This is a genomic window from Leptolyngbya sp. AN10, assembly GCF_050565645.1.
In the GTDB taxonomy this organism is placed as follows: domain Bacteria; phylum Cyanobacteriota; class Cyanobacteriia; order Leptolyngbyales; family Leptolyngbyaceae; genus Leptolyngbya.
Window position 1 is genome coordinate 1 of record NZ_JBNXVP010000028.1, and the last position, 17,719, is coordinate 17,719.

Consider the following 17,719-nt stretch of genomic DNA (forward strand, 5'->3'; position numbering starts at 1 on the left):
AGATCGATCGGAGCGGCGATCTCTCAATTAATTCCAGGCAATCCGATGCACTATCGCCGGTGTGAATTCGAGCAGCAGCAGTACGAACTGGCGTATCAATTGAAGCCGACGCAGCGTTGGAGTGAGCCATCCGCCCCTCAGTTTACAGAATTGGAGGGTCTATCGGCTGAGTTATGCTAGAAGTTGAGACCCTTATCCTGCGATCTATGCAACCGCTTCTGACTCAACTCCTAGATATCCCCGGCATGGAAGTCGAAGACTACCACAATACAGACGACGCGCTGATTCTAGAGATAAGAGCAGACAGTACACGAGCCGTTTGTCCTCGATGTGGACAGGAAAGTACGCAGTTGCATCAAAATCATCGGCATCGGGTGCGAGATTTGAGCCTCAGCCAACATCGGGTGTTTCTGAAACTGAATCGAAGGCAGTTCAAATGCGCTGAATGTCGAAAGCCGTTCAGTGAGGCATTTGAGTTTGTGGGCAAACGGCGGGAGTATACCGACCGCTTTGCGGAAATGATTGTTCAGCAAGTGCGACATAGCGACATGCACAATGTTGGGGTAAATCATGGCTTAACCGATGAGCAAGTGGCATCAATGGTGCAGTATGTCAGTAAAAAAAATGCGAGTGGACGTGAGCGGGCTGCGGCGGCTGGGAATTGATGAAATTGCTTTACGAAAGGGGCAGAAAGATTTTGCCGTGGTGTTGGTAGATTTAGATCGCAATGCGTTGATTGAGATGGCTCCCTCGCGCAAGCAAGTCGATATCAAACAGGTGCTAGACGGGTGGGGAAGTGGAGTCCTCCATCAAATCGTCGAGGTTAGCATTGACCTGTCCGGCAACTATCGAGGTTTAGTACAAAAGGAAATGCCAAATGCTCGAATTGTGGCAGACCGATTCCATGTCATGCAGTTGATTAACAAGGAATTGAATACCCTTCGCAATCAAGAAATTCGCGCCATTGCTGCCCACGCGGACGAAGCCGAGCGCACCGAGATGGCAAAGCTGTTGAAATCGAGCAAGTATGCCCTGCTGAAGCCAGAAGCGAACTTGACCGACAAGCAGAAAGCGACACTGGAGCAGGTGAAATCCATCTCACCGACCCTGGCACACCTGCATCATCAAAAAGAGGAGTTTCGAGACATTTTTGAAACCGCAACCGATTGGGAAGACGGCATGACTCGCCTAGCTCAGTGGTTAGCTCAGGCACAAACGACCTTCCAGGAGAGTGTGGCGACAATTGATCGCTGGTTTGAAGAAGTGACCAACTATTTTGAGGATCATACGACCCGTGGAGCGGTGGAAGGCATTAACAACAAGCTCAAGTTGATTAAGCGGTCTGGCTATGGATTCAGAAACTTTGCCAATTTTGAGTTGCGCTGTCTCATTTGCTGGCACTTAGATTTTACCTCCGCATAATTCAGGCGATAGACCCACTCGACTTGCACGATCGACGATTCATTCTGCATCCAAACTGTCCCAGAGTTGAGAAATGGGCTTAGTTTGTCCAGTTTTGACTTCGTGTAGCGCTCTTTGAAGACTGGCTGCAATTTCATCAGCGCTTGGCTCGACATCTTCTTCAGGTTCGTTCACTAACTCAGAGAGAACATCGAGTAATTCGCGTTGTTCTTCAATCGAGAGAGATTGAGCGATCGCGATCGCATTTTCAAGTTGAGGGGTCATCGAATCTATCCTCATGCTACTAAGGTGATTTTATCTTTTTGCTTTGCGATCGAGTTTCCACCCAATCTATGCCGAGGCGATCGCTAAACTCATTGTGGGAACGTTAGTAAGCGACGATTAATCTGTACTCATTCTATGCGTCAAGAAGTTAAAGACCGCTTACGATCGCTTATCAAGCAAAGAGCCGTAGAAGGATGGAAGGACGGGTGGATTTACGGGCAACTCAAACAAGAATTTAAGCTTTCCGATGAAGAATTGAATTCGCTCTCTTCAATATTAGGATTTAAGTACGGATGGAATTCCCTTGTAGAAGAAGTTTTAGAGAAACAATGGCAGGAAGAAGAAAAGGCGTGGAAGAAGAAACAGCAAATTAGAAATCAACAACAATCGCGCACCTCATTTAGTGGCATTCCAAGCGATGTACTTGTAACTCGTAAGATGCTTGTTTTGCAGCAAGAACTCAAAGCTTCAGGAGCATCTATTACTGATGTAGAAGAATTGCTCATTACGATGATTTTAAGAATGAACGCTACTGAACAAGTTCGGTTGCTTGAAATACTCTGTAAACGCCCATTTCCAGAAACTTTCTAGGGAGAACTCTGAGCAATTCAACAAAAGAGCGCCCAAGTTTCCCTGGACGCTCTAAAGAATTTCGAGAACAATCTTAAGTTAGTGCATCTGCACCCGCAACCACTTCCAGCAGTTCTTGAGTAATTGCCGCCTGACGTGCCTTGTTATAGGACAACGTAAGCGAACCGATCAAATTCTTCGCGTTATCACTTGCGTTATTCATTGCGGTCATCCGAGCCGCCAACTCACTCGCCGCCGCCTCTTGCAGCGCTCTGAGCAATTGGTTATTCAGATACAACGGCAACAGCGCATCGAGAATTTGCACCGGATCTTGCTCGAAGATCATATCTTGCGGGAAGCTTTGAGCTTCAGGAGCCGCTACTTTCTCACGCTCGACTTGGAACTGTCCGCCGCGAGTCGTCAAGCGGAAGATTTCATCATCTGAAACCTCTAACCCTTGCGGATCGAGCGGTAACAGTGTTTGCACTACCGGACGAGACGCAATCAACGACACGAACTTGGTGTAGATTAGCTCGACTCGATCGACACTATCCGACAAAAACTGCGACAGCACCACATCCGCGATTTGTGCCGCTTCTGCTGCGGTCGGAATTTGCTCTAAGCCTGCATAGCTTTCCACGATCGGATAATCCCGACGCTGAAAATACTGTGCCGCCTTCCGCCCAACCACAACCATTTTGTAGTCGATGCCTTCTGCTTGGAGTTCTTTAGCGCGAATTTCCGCCCGACGAATCACGTTGGCATTATAGCCGCCGCACAATCCGCGATCGCCCGAAATCACGAGCAATCCAACGGTATTGACTTCGCGCTTTCTCAGCAACGGTAAGTCTGCTTCTTCAAATCTCAATCGCGCTTGTAAGCCGTATAGCACTTGCGCTAGGCGATCGGCAAACGGACGAGTTGCAGTGACTTGTTCTTGTGCCCGACGCACTTTTGCTGCTGCCACGAGCCGCATCGCTTCGGTAATCTTTTTGGTGTTCTTGACCGACTGAATACGATCGCGAATAAATTTTAGGTTTGCCATAGTTTGAAACGATTTTAGAGTTTAGATTTTGGATTCTGGATCAATCTAAAATCCAAAATCCGAAGCTGTTTCAGAGAGTAATAAAAGGCTTTTCGCTTTGTTGCTCACCCGCCCGTGAATAGAATTCCGGGCTAACAGTACAAAGTCCACTAAAGGGGACTAAGAAGTTTTAATCTAACAGTCCCTTCAGGGACTTCGTACTGTTAGCCCCGATTTTCAATCCGGGGCGGGTTTGGACGATGAACGACCAACTCTAAATCTGAAACAGAATTGAACAATGAACGATCGATTTCCAATTCTGTCCCAAACCGAGCAACAAACTCGATCGCACTTCTAACTAAGCAGCAGCCATCATGGTTTGCTTCGTCTCGTTGATCGCTTCTTTCAGCAGACCTTCAGCTTCATCGCTCAATACTTTCTGACCTTGAACGATTTCGACATACTTCGGCTTACCCGTCTTCAGATAGTCACGCAAGCTCTTCACAAACGTCGTGATCTTATCAACCGGAATATCATCCAAGTAGCCGTTAATGCCGGAGTAAATCACAGCAACTTGTTCTGCAACAGACAGCGGTGAATATTGCGGCTGTTTGAGAATCTCACGCAGACGCACACCCCGCGCCAGTTGGTTTTGGGTGGACTTATCCAAGTCAGATGCGAACTGTGCAAATGCTTCCAATTCAGCGAACTGGGCAAGCTCAAGCTTCACCTTACCCGCAACTTTCTTCATTGCTTTGGTTTGTGCTGCTGAACCCACACGCGATACCGAAATACCTGCGTTCACAGCCGGACGTAGACCTGCGTTGAACAAGTCAGACGACAAGAAGATTTGACCATCGGTAATCGAGATTACGTTGGTCGGAATGTACGCCGAAACGTCGCCTGCTTGAGTTTCGATGATTGGCAATGCAGTCATGCTACCGCCGCCCAATTCATCACTGAGTTTTGCAGCACGTTCGAGCAAGCGAGAGTGAACGTAGAACACATCTCCCGGATATGCTTCACGTCCCGGCGGACGACGCAGCAAGAGCGACATTTGACGGTAAGCTTGAGCTTGCTTCGACAAGTCATCGTAGATCACCAAGGTTGCTTTGCCTTTGTACATGAAGTACTCAGCCAAAGCTGCACCCGTGTAGGGTGCGAAATATTGCAGGGTTGCGGGATCGTTTGCGTTTGCAGCAACAACGATCGTATATTCCATCGCGCCCCGATCTTGCAGCACTTGAACAATGTTCGCCACGGTCGAAGCTTTTTGTCCGATCGCAACATACACACAGATCACATCTTCACCTGCTTGGTTCAGAATCGTGTCTACTGCAACCGAAGTCTTTCCGGTTTGACGATCGCCAATAATCAATTCACGCTGTCCCCGACCGATCGGAATCATTGAATCGATCGCGGTAATGCCCGTTTGCATCGGCTCACAAACCGACTTCCGCGCAATGATACCTGGAGCCATCGACTCGATTAGGCGAGATTCGGTCGTATTGATGTCGCCTTTTCCGTCTAGAGGACGTGCCAGAGCATCGACGACGCGACCGATCATCGCATCGCCCACGGGAATTTGAGCAATCCGTCCGGTGGAAGTCACAGAGCTTCCCTCTTGGATGCTGCGACCGTCGGACATCAATACTGCACCGACGTTATCTTCTTCCAAGTTCAACGCCATACCGACGGAACCATCTTCAAATTGCACCAGTTCACCGGACATGCACTTTTCCAAGCCATAGATCCGGGCGATACCGTCGCCGACTTGCAGCACGGTTCCTACGTTTGCCACTTTCACGCCTTGATCGTAGGTTTCGATCTGCTGGCGAATAATGTTACTAATTTCGTCTGGTCTGATTGCTGCCATTGGAAACCTCTGTTAAAGGATGAGAGATGAAAGGGAAAAAGGGGGTTTAGTTTGAACTGGTCAAACGTAGCGTAATCCGCCGCAACTGACCGCGCAGACTCGCATCAATCACTTGTGAACCAACTTTGATGATCACACCACCGATCAAGTCTGGATCGATCTTAGTTTCGATTTCGACAGAGTTCGCATTCGTCATCGCAATGACTTTCTCGCGAATCGCATTCTTCTGATCGTCGTTCAGGTCAACCGTCGAAGTGACTTCTGCTAAAACGGCTTGCTTCAGCTTCCGGTAAAGTCTCTGATACTGCTGACAGATGCCTTCGAGAAACATCACGCGACGACGATCGATGAGCAACATAATGAAATTCCGCGTGAACGGATGCACTGCTTCACCGAACACCTGAGACAAAACTTCTCGCTTGAGATCGCCTTTTGCCAAAGGATTCGCGATGAAGTCCTTCAATTCTTGCGAACCGTTCAACGTATCGAGAATGTTGCCGACATCTTCAGCAAAACGATCGGTCAGATCATTCGACTTTCCCAAAGACATCAACGCCTGAGCGTAGGGATCTAAAACTTCTGACCTTAAAATATTGTCTGCCATTTATCCCTCGCTCAATAACGCAATACTGCGATCGACTAATCGCTGCTGAGATTCATCATTCAAGCGTCCCGGCAATTCACCTTCGGCGCGTTGAAGTGCCATTGCTGCCACTCGCTGACGCAGTTCGTTGATGATGCGTTCTTGCTCGGATGAAAGATCTGCCGCTGCGGTTTCACGCATCCGAATGATGTCTTGTTCTGCTTTCGCGAGAATGTCATCACTCGACTTCTTCGCGGCAGTTTCCGCATCCGATCGAATCTTCGCGGCTTCTTGTTGAGCCTGAGCGAGTTTCTGCTGTTGTTCAGCGAGTTTTCCGGCAGCAGTCTTCTTACGGGCTTCTGCTTCTGAAATCGCAGTCTCGATCGCGGTTCGGCGTTCGGTTAGCGCTTTCCCTAAGAAACCACGTCCAAAATAAACGACGATCGCAATCACGATGCTGAGGTTAATCAGGTTGGTTTCGAGAATATCGAAGTTGAATCCGAAACCGCCCCCCTCTGCTTCAGCCAGGAGATTCACTCCGCTGGCTAGTCGCAAATACATTTCCATGACATTCTTCCAAAACTGCGCGTGACTAATCCCAAACTGGACGGGGAATTAAATACTCGATCGGGAGCCTTGATTAACCAGCAGCCTCGTTAAACTCCAGCTAATAATTTATCTAGAATTTCACGGCTTAATGCTTCCACTTGTTGCTCTAAGGTTGAAAGAGCTTCTTGTTTCTGCTGGTCTAACTCCCGTTGAGTTTGTTCCCGCTGTTGTTGTGCTTCTTGTTGTGCCGCTGCAATTTTCTGAGCTGCAATTTGGTTCGCTTCGGCTTGAGCTTTGGCGATCGTCGCTTGATAAGCCCGACGCGATTCAGCGAGATCAGTTTCATACTGTTTCGCTAACGCTTCCGACTTTGCCAATCGCTCTTTCGCATCTGCCTCAGTGCCTCGGATGAAATCGTTGCGGTCTTCAACCACTTTCGTCAACGGTTTAAAGAACACAGCGTTCAGCACTGCAACCAACAGTAAAAATTGCACCGCCATAACTGGCAGCGTTGCATCAAAATCAAACATGATTAGGAGAAGGATGAAGATGAATAAGAAAGTGAGATCCGGAATGCACTCCAGATCTCAAAGCTTCATACTTATGCGAAGGGGTTCGCGAACAGCAGAACCAGCGCGATCACAAGACCGTAGATGGTCAGCGATTCCATGAACGCGAGGGTCAGAAGCAACGTACCACGGATTTTTCCTTCTGCTTCAGGCTGACGAGCGATCCCTGCAACAGCTTCTCCCGAAGCGTTACCTTGACCGATACCAGGTCCAATTGCAGCAAGACCGATCGCAAGAGCAGCAGCGATCACAGAAGCAGCAGCAACGGTAGGGTTCATAGTTGTTTCCTTTGAGTTGAATACGGTGAACAGAAATCGGATCTACGGCGCGTGTTCTTCTTCGCCGTGACCTTCGAGTGCTTCATGAATATAAGCACCCGCGAGAGTCGCAAACACGAGTGCCTGAATTGCGCTGGTGAATAACCCCAGCAGCATCACAGGCAGCGGCACAAACAGCGGCACTAGAAGCACCAATACACCGACCACCAACTCATCCGCCAAGATGTTACCAAAAAGTCGGAAGCTGAGGGAAAGCGGCTTGGTGAAGTCCTCTAGAATCGCAATGGGCAGGAGAACCGGAGTCGGCTGAACGTACTTCGCGAAGTAGCCCAACCCTTTTTTACTGAAGCCCGCGTAGAAGTATGCCAGCGATACTAAGAGCGCTAGGGCGACAGTCGTGTTGATGTCGTTTGTTGGGGCAGCGAGTTCGCCTTCTGGGAGCTTGATTAGCTTCCAGGGGACGAGTGCGCCCGACCAGTTCGAGACAAAGATGAACAGAAACAGTGTTCCAACGAAGGGAACCCAGGGACGGTACTCTTTTTCACCGAGTTGGTTCTTGGTCAACTCCCGCACATACTCCAGCGCGTACTCCATCAGGTTCTGAACGCCTTTTGGAATGCGTTGCGGGTTGCGGGTTGCCAGCACCGAAGCGCCAACTAACAGCCCGATTACAATCCAGGAGACGATAAAAACCTGCCCATGAATCTTTAGATTGCCAATTTGCCAATAGAGATGATGACCCACCTCTAGGTTGGCGATCGGTAAAACGTTGGGAGCGTCGAGGAAATTTAGCATTTCAGTTCAGGCGGCTTTTCCCAGATTCAAGGAGCAATATTTTTTGCGAATTTCTATTTTTTAACTCTGAGTTTGATCAGGCGTGAATAGAGTCCGCAGGGTATACACGAGTAGGGTTCCTTTGTACGTGAGAAATCCCAGAAAAACAGGAAGGACATGAAGCTGTTTTGCTTGTGTGGCGACGATGATCACCCCGGCAAAGACGGCTAAATGTGTTTTGCTGATCTGTTGTTTCTCGGTACCCAGGCGCTCTACGTTTCGTGCCAATAACTTTAAGTAAACCACACCTGTACACGCTCCAATTAAATAATTCAGAGCAGTGTTCAGCGAATAGAAATACCAGACGGGAAAGAAGATCAACCCGGTGAGAATGATGGTCGTAATTAGCAACTCGTTTTGGAGTCGATAATAGTCGTCCATTGATGCACTCGGTTCTGGTTTTTCTGTACCAGTTTGGATCGTTTCTTCCATAGCAGGCGCGGCTCCAAAGTTAGGTCTACATTGCCATGATAGCGATCGAAGTCGTTGGATATCCGAGCGATCCCGACAATGCTGAACCAGGTGTCATCATATCATGTGGAGGTAATAATACTTAATGACTTTTGGCAGGGGGATTTTATTGATTCACAATAAAAGGATCTCTAATCGATCGGTGATCAAAAGTGACCAGAGTGTGCTGTGTAGGTCAGTAGATTTAAGGTGCAGTACGATTAGACTTAATTATTTAACTGGGCGTACGCTCATTACCTTAGCAACAGAATTTCCCTAAACGATCCTGACTGCTTGATTCTACTAAAAACCAGTTATGCACATTCCTTCTGAAGAAATTTACAGAGAGATATTTCATGAATCGGCAGGCATTTGGTTTGTTCGTTCTGTTGGCACTGATTCACACGCAATATTGCTGAAAGCGCCCACAAATGTACTAAAAGCGATCATGGCGGGATGCACAGTAAAAGTGTCCTTTACTGTTGATCAGTCAGCGTATCCTCCCATTCTTACAAGCTGTGTTCAGATTTACGATGGCAAAGATGCACCATTCATGGTGTTTGGATCTCATATTAATCAAGCTGAACACAGTGCATTACCCGAAATTCTGAATCGGAGATCTACTCCATTATTTCTCTATGATGAACTTATCCGAAATGTTGCATGGGCAGAAACTTCCTGGGGCAACGCAGTAGATAGAGTTTCTCAGTTGATATTATCATTTGAGTCTTTTTATGCTGGAGTCTCTACGAAAGATGTACAGTCTGCTCTGGATAATCTTCAAAGCAGTTTAGTTCCAAATAGTGTTGCCCAAGCTGCTCTACTAAATTCTGAGCAAGTAGAACTTACGTCAGCCAGCTTCAACACTATAGACGTTTACGTTTACGGTGTTAATGACAAAATACAGATGTTTAATGCTCTTAGTGAGGACGAAGGTGGAGGGCTTGAACAATCTACATGGCAGTTGCTAGAAAGTCTGTTTATTGATCAGATATATAGGTCGCCACAGGTTCTAAGTGATAACGGAAAGATTCGCGAACTTACTGACATCTTTTGTTTTACTAATCAAGGTATTTTTCTTTTTGAAACTAAAGTTTCCTCAGTTCTCAATACTTCTCTAGAAAGAAGTACCGAACGCAGGGCAAAAAACATAGAGAGCCAAATTGAAAAGGCGCTTAGACAATTACGCGGTGCGATCAAGACAGTTAGGAGCGGTCAGAAAATAGTCACTAAGTCCGGAGTTGAACTAAATTTCAATCGGGAGATTGTTCCACATGGTGTTGTGGTCATCTCCGAAATGTTTCCTTTCATAAATTGGGATGAAATCACAATATGCTTGATGAAGACAGCATTAGAAAGCAATTCAATGATACATATCCTTGATTTACAAGAACTCCGAACTCTGATTGGTTGTAGCAGCAGCTTTAATCATTTTGATTATTACTTGATGACTCGGCTTGAGACTGTGATAGACCGAAAAAGTGCTTTTATTCGGACTAAATTTGCTGGTTAACTGAAGTATTAATTTACTACTCAGCAGAAGAATTCTCGGTGTTCAATGCTCTTGATTGATTAGAAGTTGCTCGATCGAGTCGATGTTATCTTGGGAAAAAGCGATCGTAGAAACAAAGACCGATGAAAAGCTGTGCCTTTACAGTGATTGTTTACAAAGAAGACGAGATGTACATCGCTGAGTGTCCAGAAGTGGGCACTGTGGATCAGGGCGAGACGATTGAACAAGCGATCGCGGGTTTGAAGGAAGCAACACGACTTTATTTAAAGGAGTTCTCTCGCAACTGATTGGAAGTTGCTCGATCGGGGCGCAGGTTTGGCTATCTTGCGCTTTATTACTTAGAATTGGAAGAAATACCTTATCAAGAGACGCAGCAACAGTGCAAACATCTAACGGCAAGCCTCTTGTCTTTCTCGATACAAATGTGGTGGTTTCGTACTTACGTGGCGAGTCACCAAGTTCGCGTCTATTCTCTCATGACATTATCGATAAGGTTCATCTTGCTATAAATCCTGTTGTACTTCAAGAACTCTTTCTGCTCTCGGAAACTCGCGATCGTCCCGAAGCACTTGATGAGATTCAGCAAGAGGTAACGCTACTACCTTTAAACCTTGAGAAAGCAGAGGAGTATCTTAAACAGGCAGCAGATCTTCGCAATCGCATTGCTCATTCAAATGATGTTTTAATTTTAAGCAGTGCTTCAGACTGCGACTACCTTGTGACCTATGACCAGGCATTAAAGAAAACACTTGCCTCATTGTCAACTGGCAAACCAGAAGTTGTTACACCTGAACAGCTAATCTCCCAACTCACAGCCAAGGTTTAGAGGTTGCCAGGTGAAGGTTTACATCGATACAGGTGTTTTTATTGATTACCTCAGCTCACAGGCGATCGCTGGATCAAGTTTGAGATCTGCTGTTCGTCGAGGTCGTACTCCAGGAAAATTGTTTGAAGATGCAGAAAATGTGCTTAAAAAGATTGCCTCTTCACATACAGGAGCAACATCAAGTTTGACTTATTACGAAGTTGAAGAGGCTTTATTTAGACAACTTACATCGGTTGCGACAGGAATGGCAAATGCGAGTACGATTCGAGTGCTTGCAGCCCGATCTATCGTTCCGCAAACGATTACAGCAGTTCGCTTCTTTAGCCTTGGAGTGCTTGATCTGACAGCTACAACAGTAGAGGCACAGCTAAACAACGTGGAATTATATGTAAGAGGAGTACGAGCGGCTGATGCGCTTCATGTTGCTAGTGCGATCGAGTTCGATGCAGAAGTTTTGATTTCTGTGGATGAAGATGTTCTTAAACTAGATGGTGCGATTGTAAACAAGAGTGGAGCGCCTATCAAGTTCTGTGATACGGATATTGCATTGACAATTCTGTAGCAGCGATCGAGTTCTCATCACAATACAATTACGAATAAAGCTTGCAATCCTTTGGCTGTAATTATTATGGTTTCATCTTGTATCGTTCATAGCGACCCCGATATCTTAGGCGGAACCCCCGTTTTTGTTGGGACTCGTGTGCCAGTGAAGACGCTTTTAGATTATTTGGAGGCAGGAGATTCACTAGAGGTCTTTCTCGATCATTTTCCAAGTGTTAGTCGAGAACAAGCGTGCTGCTTCACAGATACCGCAAGGGTCGCAGCTTGTTTACAAGTTCGGGCAGGGCTTAGGAAGCATTGCTAATTTCTACAATCGTTTCGCCTTGCCGCAACCGTTCTAAAGCATCAAGCAAAGTCGCGGATAGTAATTGTCTTAGATTGCGGTTGGTCACATTCCCGCAAGTTAGCCATAAGATTTGGGGTGGTGTTCCCAAGCGACAGACCAAATCAATAAAATCGCTGTCTTTTGTCAGAATTACAGCATTCTGCGATCGTGCAGCTTCAAAGATTTCGATATCTTGGGCATCTCGAAGCGATAAGTCGCGCAGAGCAGAAGCCTCTACGCCAAAAGTTGCGGTCAGCCAATTCGCTAAAGTTGGAGGCAGTTGAGCATCAACCCAAATCTTCATGCGGTCAGTCTGGGAAAATCAGTCCGACGTGCCGCAAATAGTAAACAAGCTTGAATATCTGCAAGTTCTAAGTCAGGAAAGTCTTCTAGAATTTCATCGACGCTCACGTTTTCAGCCAGCATCTCTAGAATGTCAACGACTCGAATTCTCATTCCTCGAATGCAGGGGCGACCGCCACACTGCCCAGGTGTTTGAGTGATACGGCTCAGTAAAGCAGCGCTTGAATTCATGAGGCTCCAGAATATTTTCGTCTGCTTCAATTCTACCGATCGACTTGTCATCGGGGCAACGCTTCTGATGAATTGGAAGTTGCTCGATCGACGTTTCGACAAGAATCAATAAAATTAGTGTTCCATTGAGGAAAGCGATCGCTACATCGACTTGAGCAAGTGTTCAATTTAGGAGAGCAGTCAAATTCCTTAATTGAGCGATCGCTTTCCTTGATGAAACGGCTGGTTTCCCTTATTAACCGATCGGTTTCCTCAATTGAATGAGTGTTTAACTCAGGTGAGTGTGAGTTTAATCTGAGTTGATTGTGATTCAATTGACTTGTCTTATCGTTCAATTTAGGAAAGCGATCGTTTAATTAACTTGGCTCAGTGTTTCAATTGCAGAACTAGATGAGTTATCTGATCATTGATTTAATTTCCCGTATTTCTACATAAAATATACACAATCTGAATCGAACAAATGCTGAATTCCGGGGCGCTACGGAAGTGTAATGCTTACCCTCTTTGTAAGACTCTGTAGCATGAATGTAGGACAGCAACATGAATCAGTTCTCTAAGATCAGCATCAAGGCAATTTTGATCGGTCTCGTTGTGGATATTGTTGGCACTCTTGTAGTCGGAATGACGCTTGGATTCATACTGGGTATCGGACTCGCTACTCAGTCGCGATCGCAAACCGATTTTGAATCGTTGCTGAATCAAGCGGTTCTGAGTCCTGGTTTTCTGATTCTGAGCCTGATTGTCGGTCTTGGGTTCACGTTCTTGGGAAGTTTTGTAGCAGCGCGGATTGCGAACCGATTAGCACTGACCCATTCTGGAATCGTTGGCGCGATCGCATTCGTTCTAGGATCGTTGTATGTTCCTAAAGAGTATCCTTTCTGGTTCATTGCAGCATCATTGGTTTTAACCATTCCGAGTGCTTTACTTGGAGGAATTGCTGCGAGAAAGTAGAGAAGAACTAGCACCAGGTATCATTTGGAAGTAATGATCAATGCCCATAGAACTGATCCGAGAATTACCAGTGCTAGATGTTGCGGCATTACGTTGCGAATTGGTTGACGGGCAATTTTTTGTGTCAGAAATACACTGAGCCAGAAGGTAACAATAATGGTGCAAGCTTGGAGAAATTCAATCACAGCGGGATGAGCCACTGCGATCGGTAAAGCTGCCATCAGTTCCGAACTGCCTCCGAAGGTTGCTACTGTGACAGGTAAGATTCGTCCCGCTTCGGTCAGTCCTAGATGCAAATAATGAGCGAGACTTACACCGAGAACGAGTGGAAGATAGCCGTAGGCAAGTTCGAGAAAAGAGCGCGATCGAGAATTGAACAATCGCAGAATTTGATGAAAGAACACTGCAACAACTCCAGGAAATAACAATGCGAGGATTGATACGATCGTGTGATCAAGAAAGCGATCGAGATGCAGATTAATCCCCAACACTTGTTCAATCTCTGGAAGTCGATGCAAAAACACGGCTCCAAACAATAAAAACATTAAGCAAACTTCGGGATAGCTCGGATTGTGCGTTGTCCAAAGTTCAATTCCGGGAGGACGCAGATTCAGTTCGACCGATCGATGTGGGCAAGCTTTGAGACAGGTCATACATAACACACAGTCACGATTGTCCTGAAGCTGTGCAGGATGCGAATAGACTGGACAGCCACCCGTTTCCATTCCTTCCCCTTTTTGTGGTCCGCCTTTGTAGCATTGATACGTTGTACAAGATGCTGAACAGATTCCTTGCTGTGCCCGAAGTTCAATCATCGACAATTTAGCAAATAAACCATTCATGCCACCGATCGGACAAAGATATCGACACCAAAATCGTCGCTCAAATAGCACAGAAAAAACGACGGCTCCAGCAGTAATTAACAACAATAAACAACCGGATAGGTAAGCTGTATTTTCTAAATTCCAAAGTTCTTCCCATAGCAAAATCAGCGTGAACATACCGAAGAGGAACCATCCGCCCCACTTTTCGGCTGATTGTCTTGCCCAAGGTTGTAGCTTACGAGGATAGAGCCAGAGTGAAATTTTTTGTGCAAGCTCACCGTAAATCATGAATGGACAGACTGCACACCAAAGCCGCCCCACAAAAGGGAATGAGATTAGAATGAACATCCACCACCAAGCCCAAAAGAAATTGAGCGCAAAGTTACGATCGCGGCTCTGAGGTGCAACCATTAAGACAGTAACCACGACTGCAAACACACCTAACGTAAAACCATAGTTCAGTCGATCGGTCCACCAAGGACTTCTGAGGAACTGTCGCAACTTTGGATAAGCATTGAGCAAATTGAGGCGAAATCGACGGTTTTTATCGCCAGTTGACCAAAAAACCTCTTCAGTCAGTTCTGAGCATTCTGCTTGTTGAATTGCTCGTCCGAGTAAGCTTTCTAGTTCTACATGATTGCCTGGAAAGTCATAGCCCTGAAGTCTTCGCATTGCTTCGGGAGTAATCTTCGGTTTAGCAATTCCACGCGATCGAGAAATCAAACTGAGATAGTATTCTGCTTGAATTGCAATGTCCGATTTTCTCACTCGCAACGGTGGCACTTTGATCACATGAGCAATGAGCTTACATTTTTCTAGTCTGGGTAGAACCTTTTCAGAAGTCATGAGAATTCGAGCTTCATACGATCGAGGTTCTGGCGCTTGTTCTCCTGCTCGTGCGATCGGCGTAAACTTCCCGGTCTTTAACAGTTGAACTAGCTTCTCTTCAAACTCTGGGGAAATGTCTTCGAGATTGTTTAGCATCAATGTTCCGCGACCCATCCAATCCAGCAATCCGGGCTTATCCGATCGTCCAAACAATTCCACAGGCTGTAAGGTATTGCAATTCACTTTGATCAAAGGTTCTTTGCGATCGCGTGATCCAAAGTGAATCAATGCTCCAGTATTGTCTTTCTCTAATCCAGGCTCTCCAAAAATCAGAACAGAACCGCGATCGCTCGAAGCTTTCTTAATGTCTTGGCGCAATCGAACCGCGTATCGGCTGGTTCCTACAATTCCACGTTTTACTTTTGGGACAAGATACGAACGCAATGCAATCTGTCGATCGCGCTCATAAGCAAGTTCAGAAGCAACCTGTTCTAATTGGAGTGCAAGCTGTTGGGACACACTTTGAGCAATCTCTGGGAACTGTTGAGCGATCGCTAAAAATTCAGTTCTTGGAATTGCCCAGATCACACAATCATTCAGCGTGATTGTGGTTTCTTCTGCCACTCGATCGAGCAATAATTCCTTGAGATACACGATTGCACCGGGAATCAAACTCGTAACTTTTGCTACAGTCGTTTTACTCGTGCGGTAGCTCTCTAAGTGCCCATCGTAGAGAATGTAGAGCGCTTCAGGCTGAATGTCTTCCAGTCCGATTCGTCGATTCTCTTGGATCGATTGCTCCTGGATTTGATGCGCGATCGCGGTTAAGGCTTCCAGAGACAAGCTCGAAAACGCTGTCCATTTCCGCAACCATTCCACCCGCTCTAAAACGTCCATACTCGCCTCGACTGAGTTCGCGAACTCTATCGTAGAACTAGGATTGTTTCGATCGAGACGAATTGATAGAGAAACTTAACTCACCAAACGTTCTAAGTAGCGTTCGATTAACAAAATCGCCACAATATCATCGATCGGTCTCGGTGGTGTTCGCATTCCTTCAGGAATCAGTTTGCTCAATCCTTTGGGTGGATACATGATCCAGAATCGATCGCGTGCCTCTAACGAACTATTACGCTCATCGACTGTGACCACTCGCAAATCCGTCAATTCCTCTTCTAATCTTCGTTTCCATTCCTTTGATGAAGTCTGATCACCCATCACTAAGAGCGAAACTGGAAAGCGATCGCGCAAAGATTGAATCGAAGCGATCGCGGCATCTGCACTAATCACCTCGTGATAATAGACTCGTCGATCGACTCCCATGACAGCTAGACCACATTTTTGCCGCCCTGGATCGAATCCCAAAATCACGGGCTGTTCCGCCATGATACGCCTCTACCCTCAAGAAGATTAACTCGATGCTCTCAATACGATTTGCCCGTTCTGCACTGCCACTAATTCTATTTTGAGTGGTCCTGACGTGTAAGTGTTTTGTGATGCGACTGCTCTAAGTTCAACCGGAGTCGGAAAACGGCGTAACTGCTCAATGAATGATCCAAGAGTCAACAGTTTCTCGATTTCGATATTGTCATTCAGCACACCCGCCACACGCGCACGAGAATTAGATGCTGCGAAGAGATCCTGAATCGATTTCTGAAAATCTTGTGCCGACAGTTTAGACGGATCGATCGTTTGAGCCGCGATCGTATCTCCCGCCAGAAACACAATTCGATTCGGAACCGCACTCATGTACACGGACACGCCTCGATTTTCGCCTTTCACATAATTCGCACGAGCTTGTACACGCACCAGGTAATCCTGACCGTCACTAATCTGGCTGATTAAAGATTCCACTTCCGCTGTTGGAATTTGCACCAATTGGTCATTGCGTCCAAGTTGAAGCGCTTGAATCGCGGACTGATTCGCATATTGCAATAATTGATCAACTGCGACTCTTGCACCTCTCGGTTCCACGACTCGCACAACACCCGAAGACAAGACTTGAGTTCGATAAAGCGCGAGATCGCCGCTCCGAATCAGCTTAACATCTCGTTCAAATCGTCCGAGTGTTTCAGTTAGTGCTGCTTGTTGAGAGGCTAGTTCTTTAAGCTGAGATTCTAATTTTTCCAACTCTGTACCGCGTTGAGCAATGACCCGATCGCGTTCGCTAATTTCTCGATCGCGCTGTTCGATCACGCTCGTGCGTTCGGCAATTTCTTCATCTCGCTCCGCAATTTGAGCCTTCACCTGATCACGCTGCTCGATTAATTTTTGCTGCTCGGCTTGCAGTTGCTCGATCCCTGTTCGTAACGTTAACGCTTGTTCAGACACCGCAACCAATTGTTGGCGAGTCGCATCTCGCTGCGCTTCTGTCGTTCGGAGTTGAGCATTCGTTTCTCGTTGTCGATTGATCGAGGTTTGCAAATTCGCGTTAATTCGTTTTAATTGCTCTTCGACTTGAGCACGTTCCGATCGCGCTTCTGCCAATTGCTTTTCGACTTGCGCCTTCTGAGCATCGGTCGCTTTCAAATCAGCGGACACTTTTTCAAGGTCGCGTCCTCGATCGCGCAGTTCTGTCTGAATCCGCCCGAAGTTCAGTAACATTTCACGAAACGTCTTACTTGCCAGCAACAATATGCCAAGCGTTGAAGCTGAGATCAGCGTTCCGGTCAAAATTGTCACCACGACAGCGGTTTGCTTAGGACGGAGATTGAACAGACTCAGGCGGGCTTTTCCCACGCGAGTCCCCAAACGATCGCCAATTGTCGCGATCGCTCCTCCCAACACCAACACCACCAAAATTAAAATCAGCCCGACATCGGACATATCACTCCCAAGACAACCCTAGCCCCAGACGGTCTAAGACAATTCCAGACTCGCCTTTCATTATGCCTGTTCGCTCTAAACTTCGGGCGCGTCTTTCAGGAAAGAATTCTAA

General features: G+C 46.6%; 24 protein-coding genes. 10 read left to right on the plus strand and 14 right to left on the minus strand.

Translation table 11 applies throughout. The annotated features are described in order from the left end of the window. The 3 genes from ACQ4M5_RS29240 to ACQ4M5_RS29250 all read left to right on the plus strand — a co-directional run. A partial coding sequence (locus ACQ4M5_RS29240) for a hypothetical protein (RefSeq protein WP_430679307.1) occupies window positions 1-180 on the plus strand: 180 nt, incomplete at its 5' end. A gap of 26 nt (window positions 181-206) precedes the next feature. Beyond that, on the plus strand, window positions 207-665 hold the full coding sequence (locus ACQ4M5_RS29245; RefSeq protein WP_430679308.1) for a transposase family protein: 459 nt from the start codon (window positions 207-209) through the stop codon (window positions 663-665). Next, the gene (locus ACQ4M5_RS29250; protein WP_430679309.1) at window positions 610-1,422 is read left to right on the plus strand and encodes an ISL3 family transposase; all 813 of its coding nucleotides are present in this window, start codon (window positions 610-612) and stop codon (window positions 1,420-1,422) included. Before ACQ4M5_RS29245 ends, ACQ4M5_RS29250 begins: the two co-directional genes overlap by 56 nt. 39 nt (window positions 1,423-1,461) lie before the next feature. Here the strand turns inward: ACQ4M5_RS29250 and ACQ4M5_RS29255 are convergent, their stop codons facing one another. Then, window positions 1,462-1,686, minus strand: a complete 225-nt coding sequence (locus ACQ4M5_RS29255; protein ID WP_430679310.1) for a hypothetical protein — start codon at window positions 1,684-1,686, stop codon at window positions 1,462-1,464. A 135-nt stretch (window positions 1,687-1,821) separates the two neighbouring features. Here ACQ4M5_RS29255 and ACQ4M5_RS29260 point away from each other — a divergent pair, with 135 nt between their 5' ends. Continuing rightward, window positions 1,822-2,277: a hypothetical protein gene (locus tag ACQ4M5_RS29260; protein ID WP_430679311.1), complete on the plus strand. Its 456-nt coding sequence runs from the start codon at window positions 1,822-1,824 to the stop codon at window positions 2,275-2,277. 73 nt (window positions 2,278-2,350) lie between these two features. Here the strand turns inward: ACQ4M5_RS29260 and ACQ4M5_RS29265 are convergent, their stop codons facing one another. The 8 genes from ACQ4M5_RS29265 to ACQ4M5_RS29300 form a co-directional block, all read right to left on the minus strand. Further along, window positions 2,351-3,301: a F0F1 ATP synthase subunit gamma gene (locus ACQ4M5_RS29265; protein ID WP_430679312.1), complete on the minus strand. Its 951-nt coding sequence runs from the start codon at window positions 3,299-3,301 to the stop codon at window positions 2,351-2,353. Window positions 3,302-3,638: 337 nt separating this feature from the next. Then, window positions 3,639-5,156, minus strand: a complete 1,518-nt coding sequence (atpA, locus tag ACQ4M5_RS29270) for a F0F1 ATP synthase subunit alpha (protein ID WP_430679313.1) — start codon at window positions 5,154-5,156, stop codon at window positions 3,639-3,641. Window positions 5,157-5,202: 46 nt separating this feature from the next. Beyond that, complete coding sequence (gene atpH, locus ACQ4M5_RS29275; protein WP_430679314.1) at window positions 5,203-5,760, minus strand: ATP synthase F1 subunit delta; 558 nt, start codon at window positions 5,758-5,760, stop codon at window positions 5,203-5,205. Further along, window positions 5,761-6,306: a F0F1 ATP synthase subunit B gene (locus ACQ4M5_RS29280; RefSeq protein ID WP_430679315.1), complete on the minus strand. Its 546-nt coding sequence runs from the start codon at window positions 6,304-6,306 to the stop codon at window positions 5,761-5,763. A gap of 89 nt (window positions 6,307-6,395) precedes the next feature. Continuing rightward, window positions 6,396-6,818 (minus strand): F0F1 ATP synthase subunit B', encoded by a 423-nt coding sequence (locus tag ACQ4M5_RS29285; RefSeq protein WP_430679317.1) that lies wholly within the window; start codon window positions 6,816-6,818, stop codon window positions 6,396-6,398. Between the two features lie 71 nt (window positions 6,819-6,889). Beyond that, window positions 6,890-7,135 carry an ATP synthase F0 subunit C gene (gene atpE / locus ACQ4M5_RS29290; protein WP_017289641.1) on the minus strand — a complete coding sequence of 82 codons (246 nt, stop codon included), beginning with the start codon at window positions 7,133-7,135 and terminating at the stop codon, window positions 6,890-6,892. A 42-nt stretch (window positions 7,136-7,177) separates the two neighbouring features. Then, window positions 7,178-7,930 (minus strand): F0F1 ATP synthase subunit A, encoded by a 753-nt coding sequence (atpB, locus tag ACQ4M5_RS29295; RefSeq protein ID WP_430679318.1) that lies wholly within the window; start codon window positions 7,928-7,930, stop codon window positions 7,178-7,180. 60 nt (window positions 7,931-7,990) lie between these two features. Further along, window positions 7,991-8,401 (minus strand): ATP synthase subunit I, encoded by a 411-nt coding sequence (locus tag ACQ4M5_RS29300; RefSeq protein ID WP_430679319.1) that lies wholly within the window; start codon window positions 8,399-8,401, stop codon window positions 7,991-7,993. Window positions 8,402-8,735: 334 nt separating this feature from the next. Between ACQ4M5_RS29300 and ACQ4M5_RS29305 the strand changes: the two genes are divergently transcribed. The 5 genes from ACQ4M5_RS29305 to ACQ4M5_RS29325 all read left to right on the plus strand — a co-directional run bounded on the left by ACQ4M5_RS29305 (window position 8,736) and on the right by ACQ4M5_RS29325 (window position 11,623). Then, window positions 8,736-9,932 (plus strand): hypothetical protein, encoded by a 1,197-nt coding sequence (locus tag ACQ4M5_RS29305; protein WP_430679320.1) that lies wholly within the window; start codon window positions 8,736-8,738, stop codon window positions 9,930-9,932. A 122-nt stretch (window positions 9,933-10,054) separates the two neighbouring features. After that, window positions 10,055-10,219: a type II toxin-antitoxin system HicB family antitoxin gene (locus ACQ4M5_RS29310; RefSeq protein ID WP_430679321.1), complete on the plus strand. Its 165-nt coding sequence runs from the start codon at window positions 10,055-10,057 to the stop codon at window positions 10,217-10,219. A gap of 92 nt (window positions 10,220-10,311) precedes the next feature. Next, window positions 10,312-10,758: a type II toxin-antitoxin system VapC family toxin gene (locus tag ACQ4M5_RS29315; protein WP_430679322.1), complete on the plus strand. Its 447-nt coding sequence runs from the start codon at window positions 10,312-10,314 to the stop codon at window positions 10,756-10,758. A gap of 10 nt (window positions 10,759-10,768) precedes the next feature. Then, the gene (locus ACQ4M5_RS29320; RefSeq protein WP_430679323.1) at window positions 10,769-11,320 is read left to right on the plus strand and encodes a type II toxin-antitoxin system VapC family toxin; all 552 of its coding nucleotides are present in this window, start codon (window positions 10,769-10,771) and stop codon (window positions 11,318-11,320) included. Between the two features lie 66 nt (window positions 11,321-11,386). Continuing rightward, complete coding sequence (locus ACQ4M5_RS29325; RefSeq protein WP_430679324.1) at window positions 11,387-11,623, plus strand: DUF433 domain-containing protein; 237 nt, start codon at window positions 11,387-11,389, stop codon at window positions 11,621-11,623. Here the strand turns inward: ACQ4M5_RS29325 and ACQ4M5_RS29330 are convergent. Next, a complete protein-coding gene (locus tag ACQ4M5_RS29330) occupies window positions 11,607-11,948 on the minus strand; it encodes a DUF5615 family PIN-like protein (RefSeq protein ID WP_430679325.1) in 342 nt (113 codons plus the stop codon). The genes ACQ4M5_RS29325 and ACQ4M5_RS29330 overlap by 17 nt on opposite strands. Continuing rightward, a complete protein-coding gene (locus ACQ4M5_RS29335; protein WP_430679326.1) occupies window positions 11,945-12,178 on the minus strand; it encodes a DUF433 domain-containing protein in 234 nt (77 codons plus the stop codon). The genes ACQ4M5_RS29330 and ACQ4M5_RS29335 overlap by 4 nt, the downstream gene beginning before the upstream one ends. 540 nt (window positions 12,179-12,718) lie before the next feature. Between ACQ4M5_RS29335 and ACQ4M5_RS29340 the strand changes: the two genes are divergently transcribed. After that, the gene (locus ACQ4M5_RS29340) at window positions 12,719-13,129 is read left to right on the plus strand and encodes a hypothetical protein (protein ID WP_430679327.1); all 411 of its coding nucleotides are present in this window, start codon (window positions 12,719-12,721) and stop codon (window positions 13,127-13,129) included. 20 nt (window positions 13,130-13,149) lie between these two features. Here ACQ4M5_RS29340 and ACQ4M5_RS29345 read toward each other — a convergent pair whose 3' ends face one another. The 3 genes from ACQ4M5_RS29345 to ACQ4M5_RS29355 all read right to left on the minus strand — a co-directional run bounded on the left by ACQ4M5_RS29345 (window position 13,150) and on the right by ACQ4M5_RS29355 (window position 17,607). Beyond that, entirely contained in the window at window positions 13,150-15,678 is a 2,529-nt protein-coding gene (locus tag ACQ4M5_RS29345; protein ID WP_430679328.1) for a sigma 54-interacting transcriptional regulator, read from the minus strand. A gap of 75 nt (window positions 15,679-15,753) precedes the next feature. After that, entirely contained in the window at window positions 15,754-16,167 is a 414-nt protein-coding gene (locus ACQ4M5_RS29350) for a pre-16S rRNA-processing nuclease YqgF (RefSeq protein WP_430679330.1), read from the minus strand. 24 nt (window positions 16,168-16,191) lie between these two features. After that, on the minus strand, window positions 16,192-17,607 hold the full coding sequence (locus tag ACQ4M5_RS29355) for a DUF3084 domain-containing protein (protein ID WP_430679331.1): 1,416 nt from the start codon (window positions 17,605-17,607) through the stop codon (window positions 16,192-16,194). Window positions 17,608-17,719: the final 112 nt, after the last annotated feature.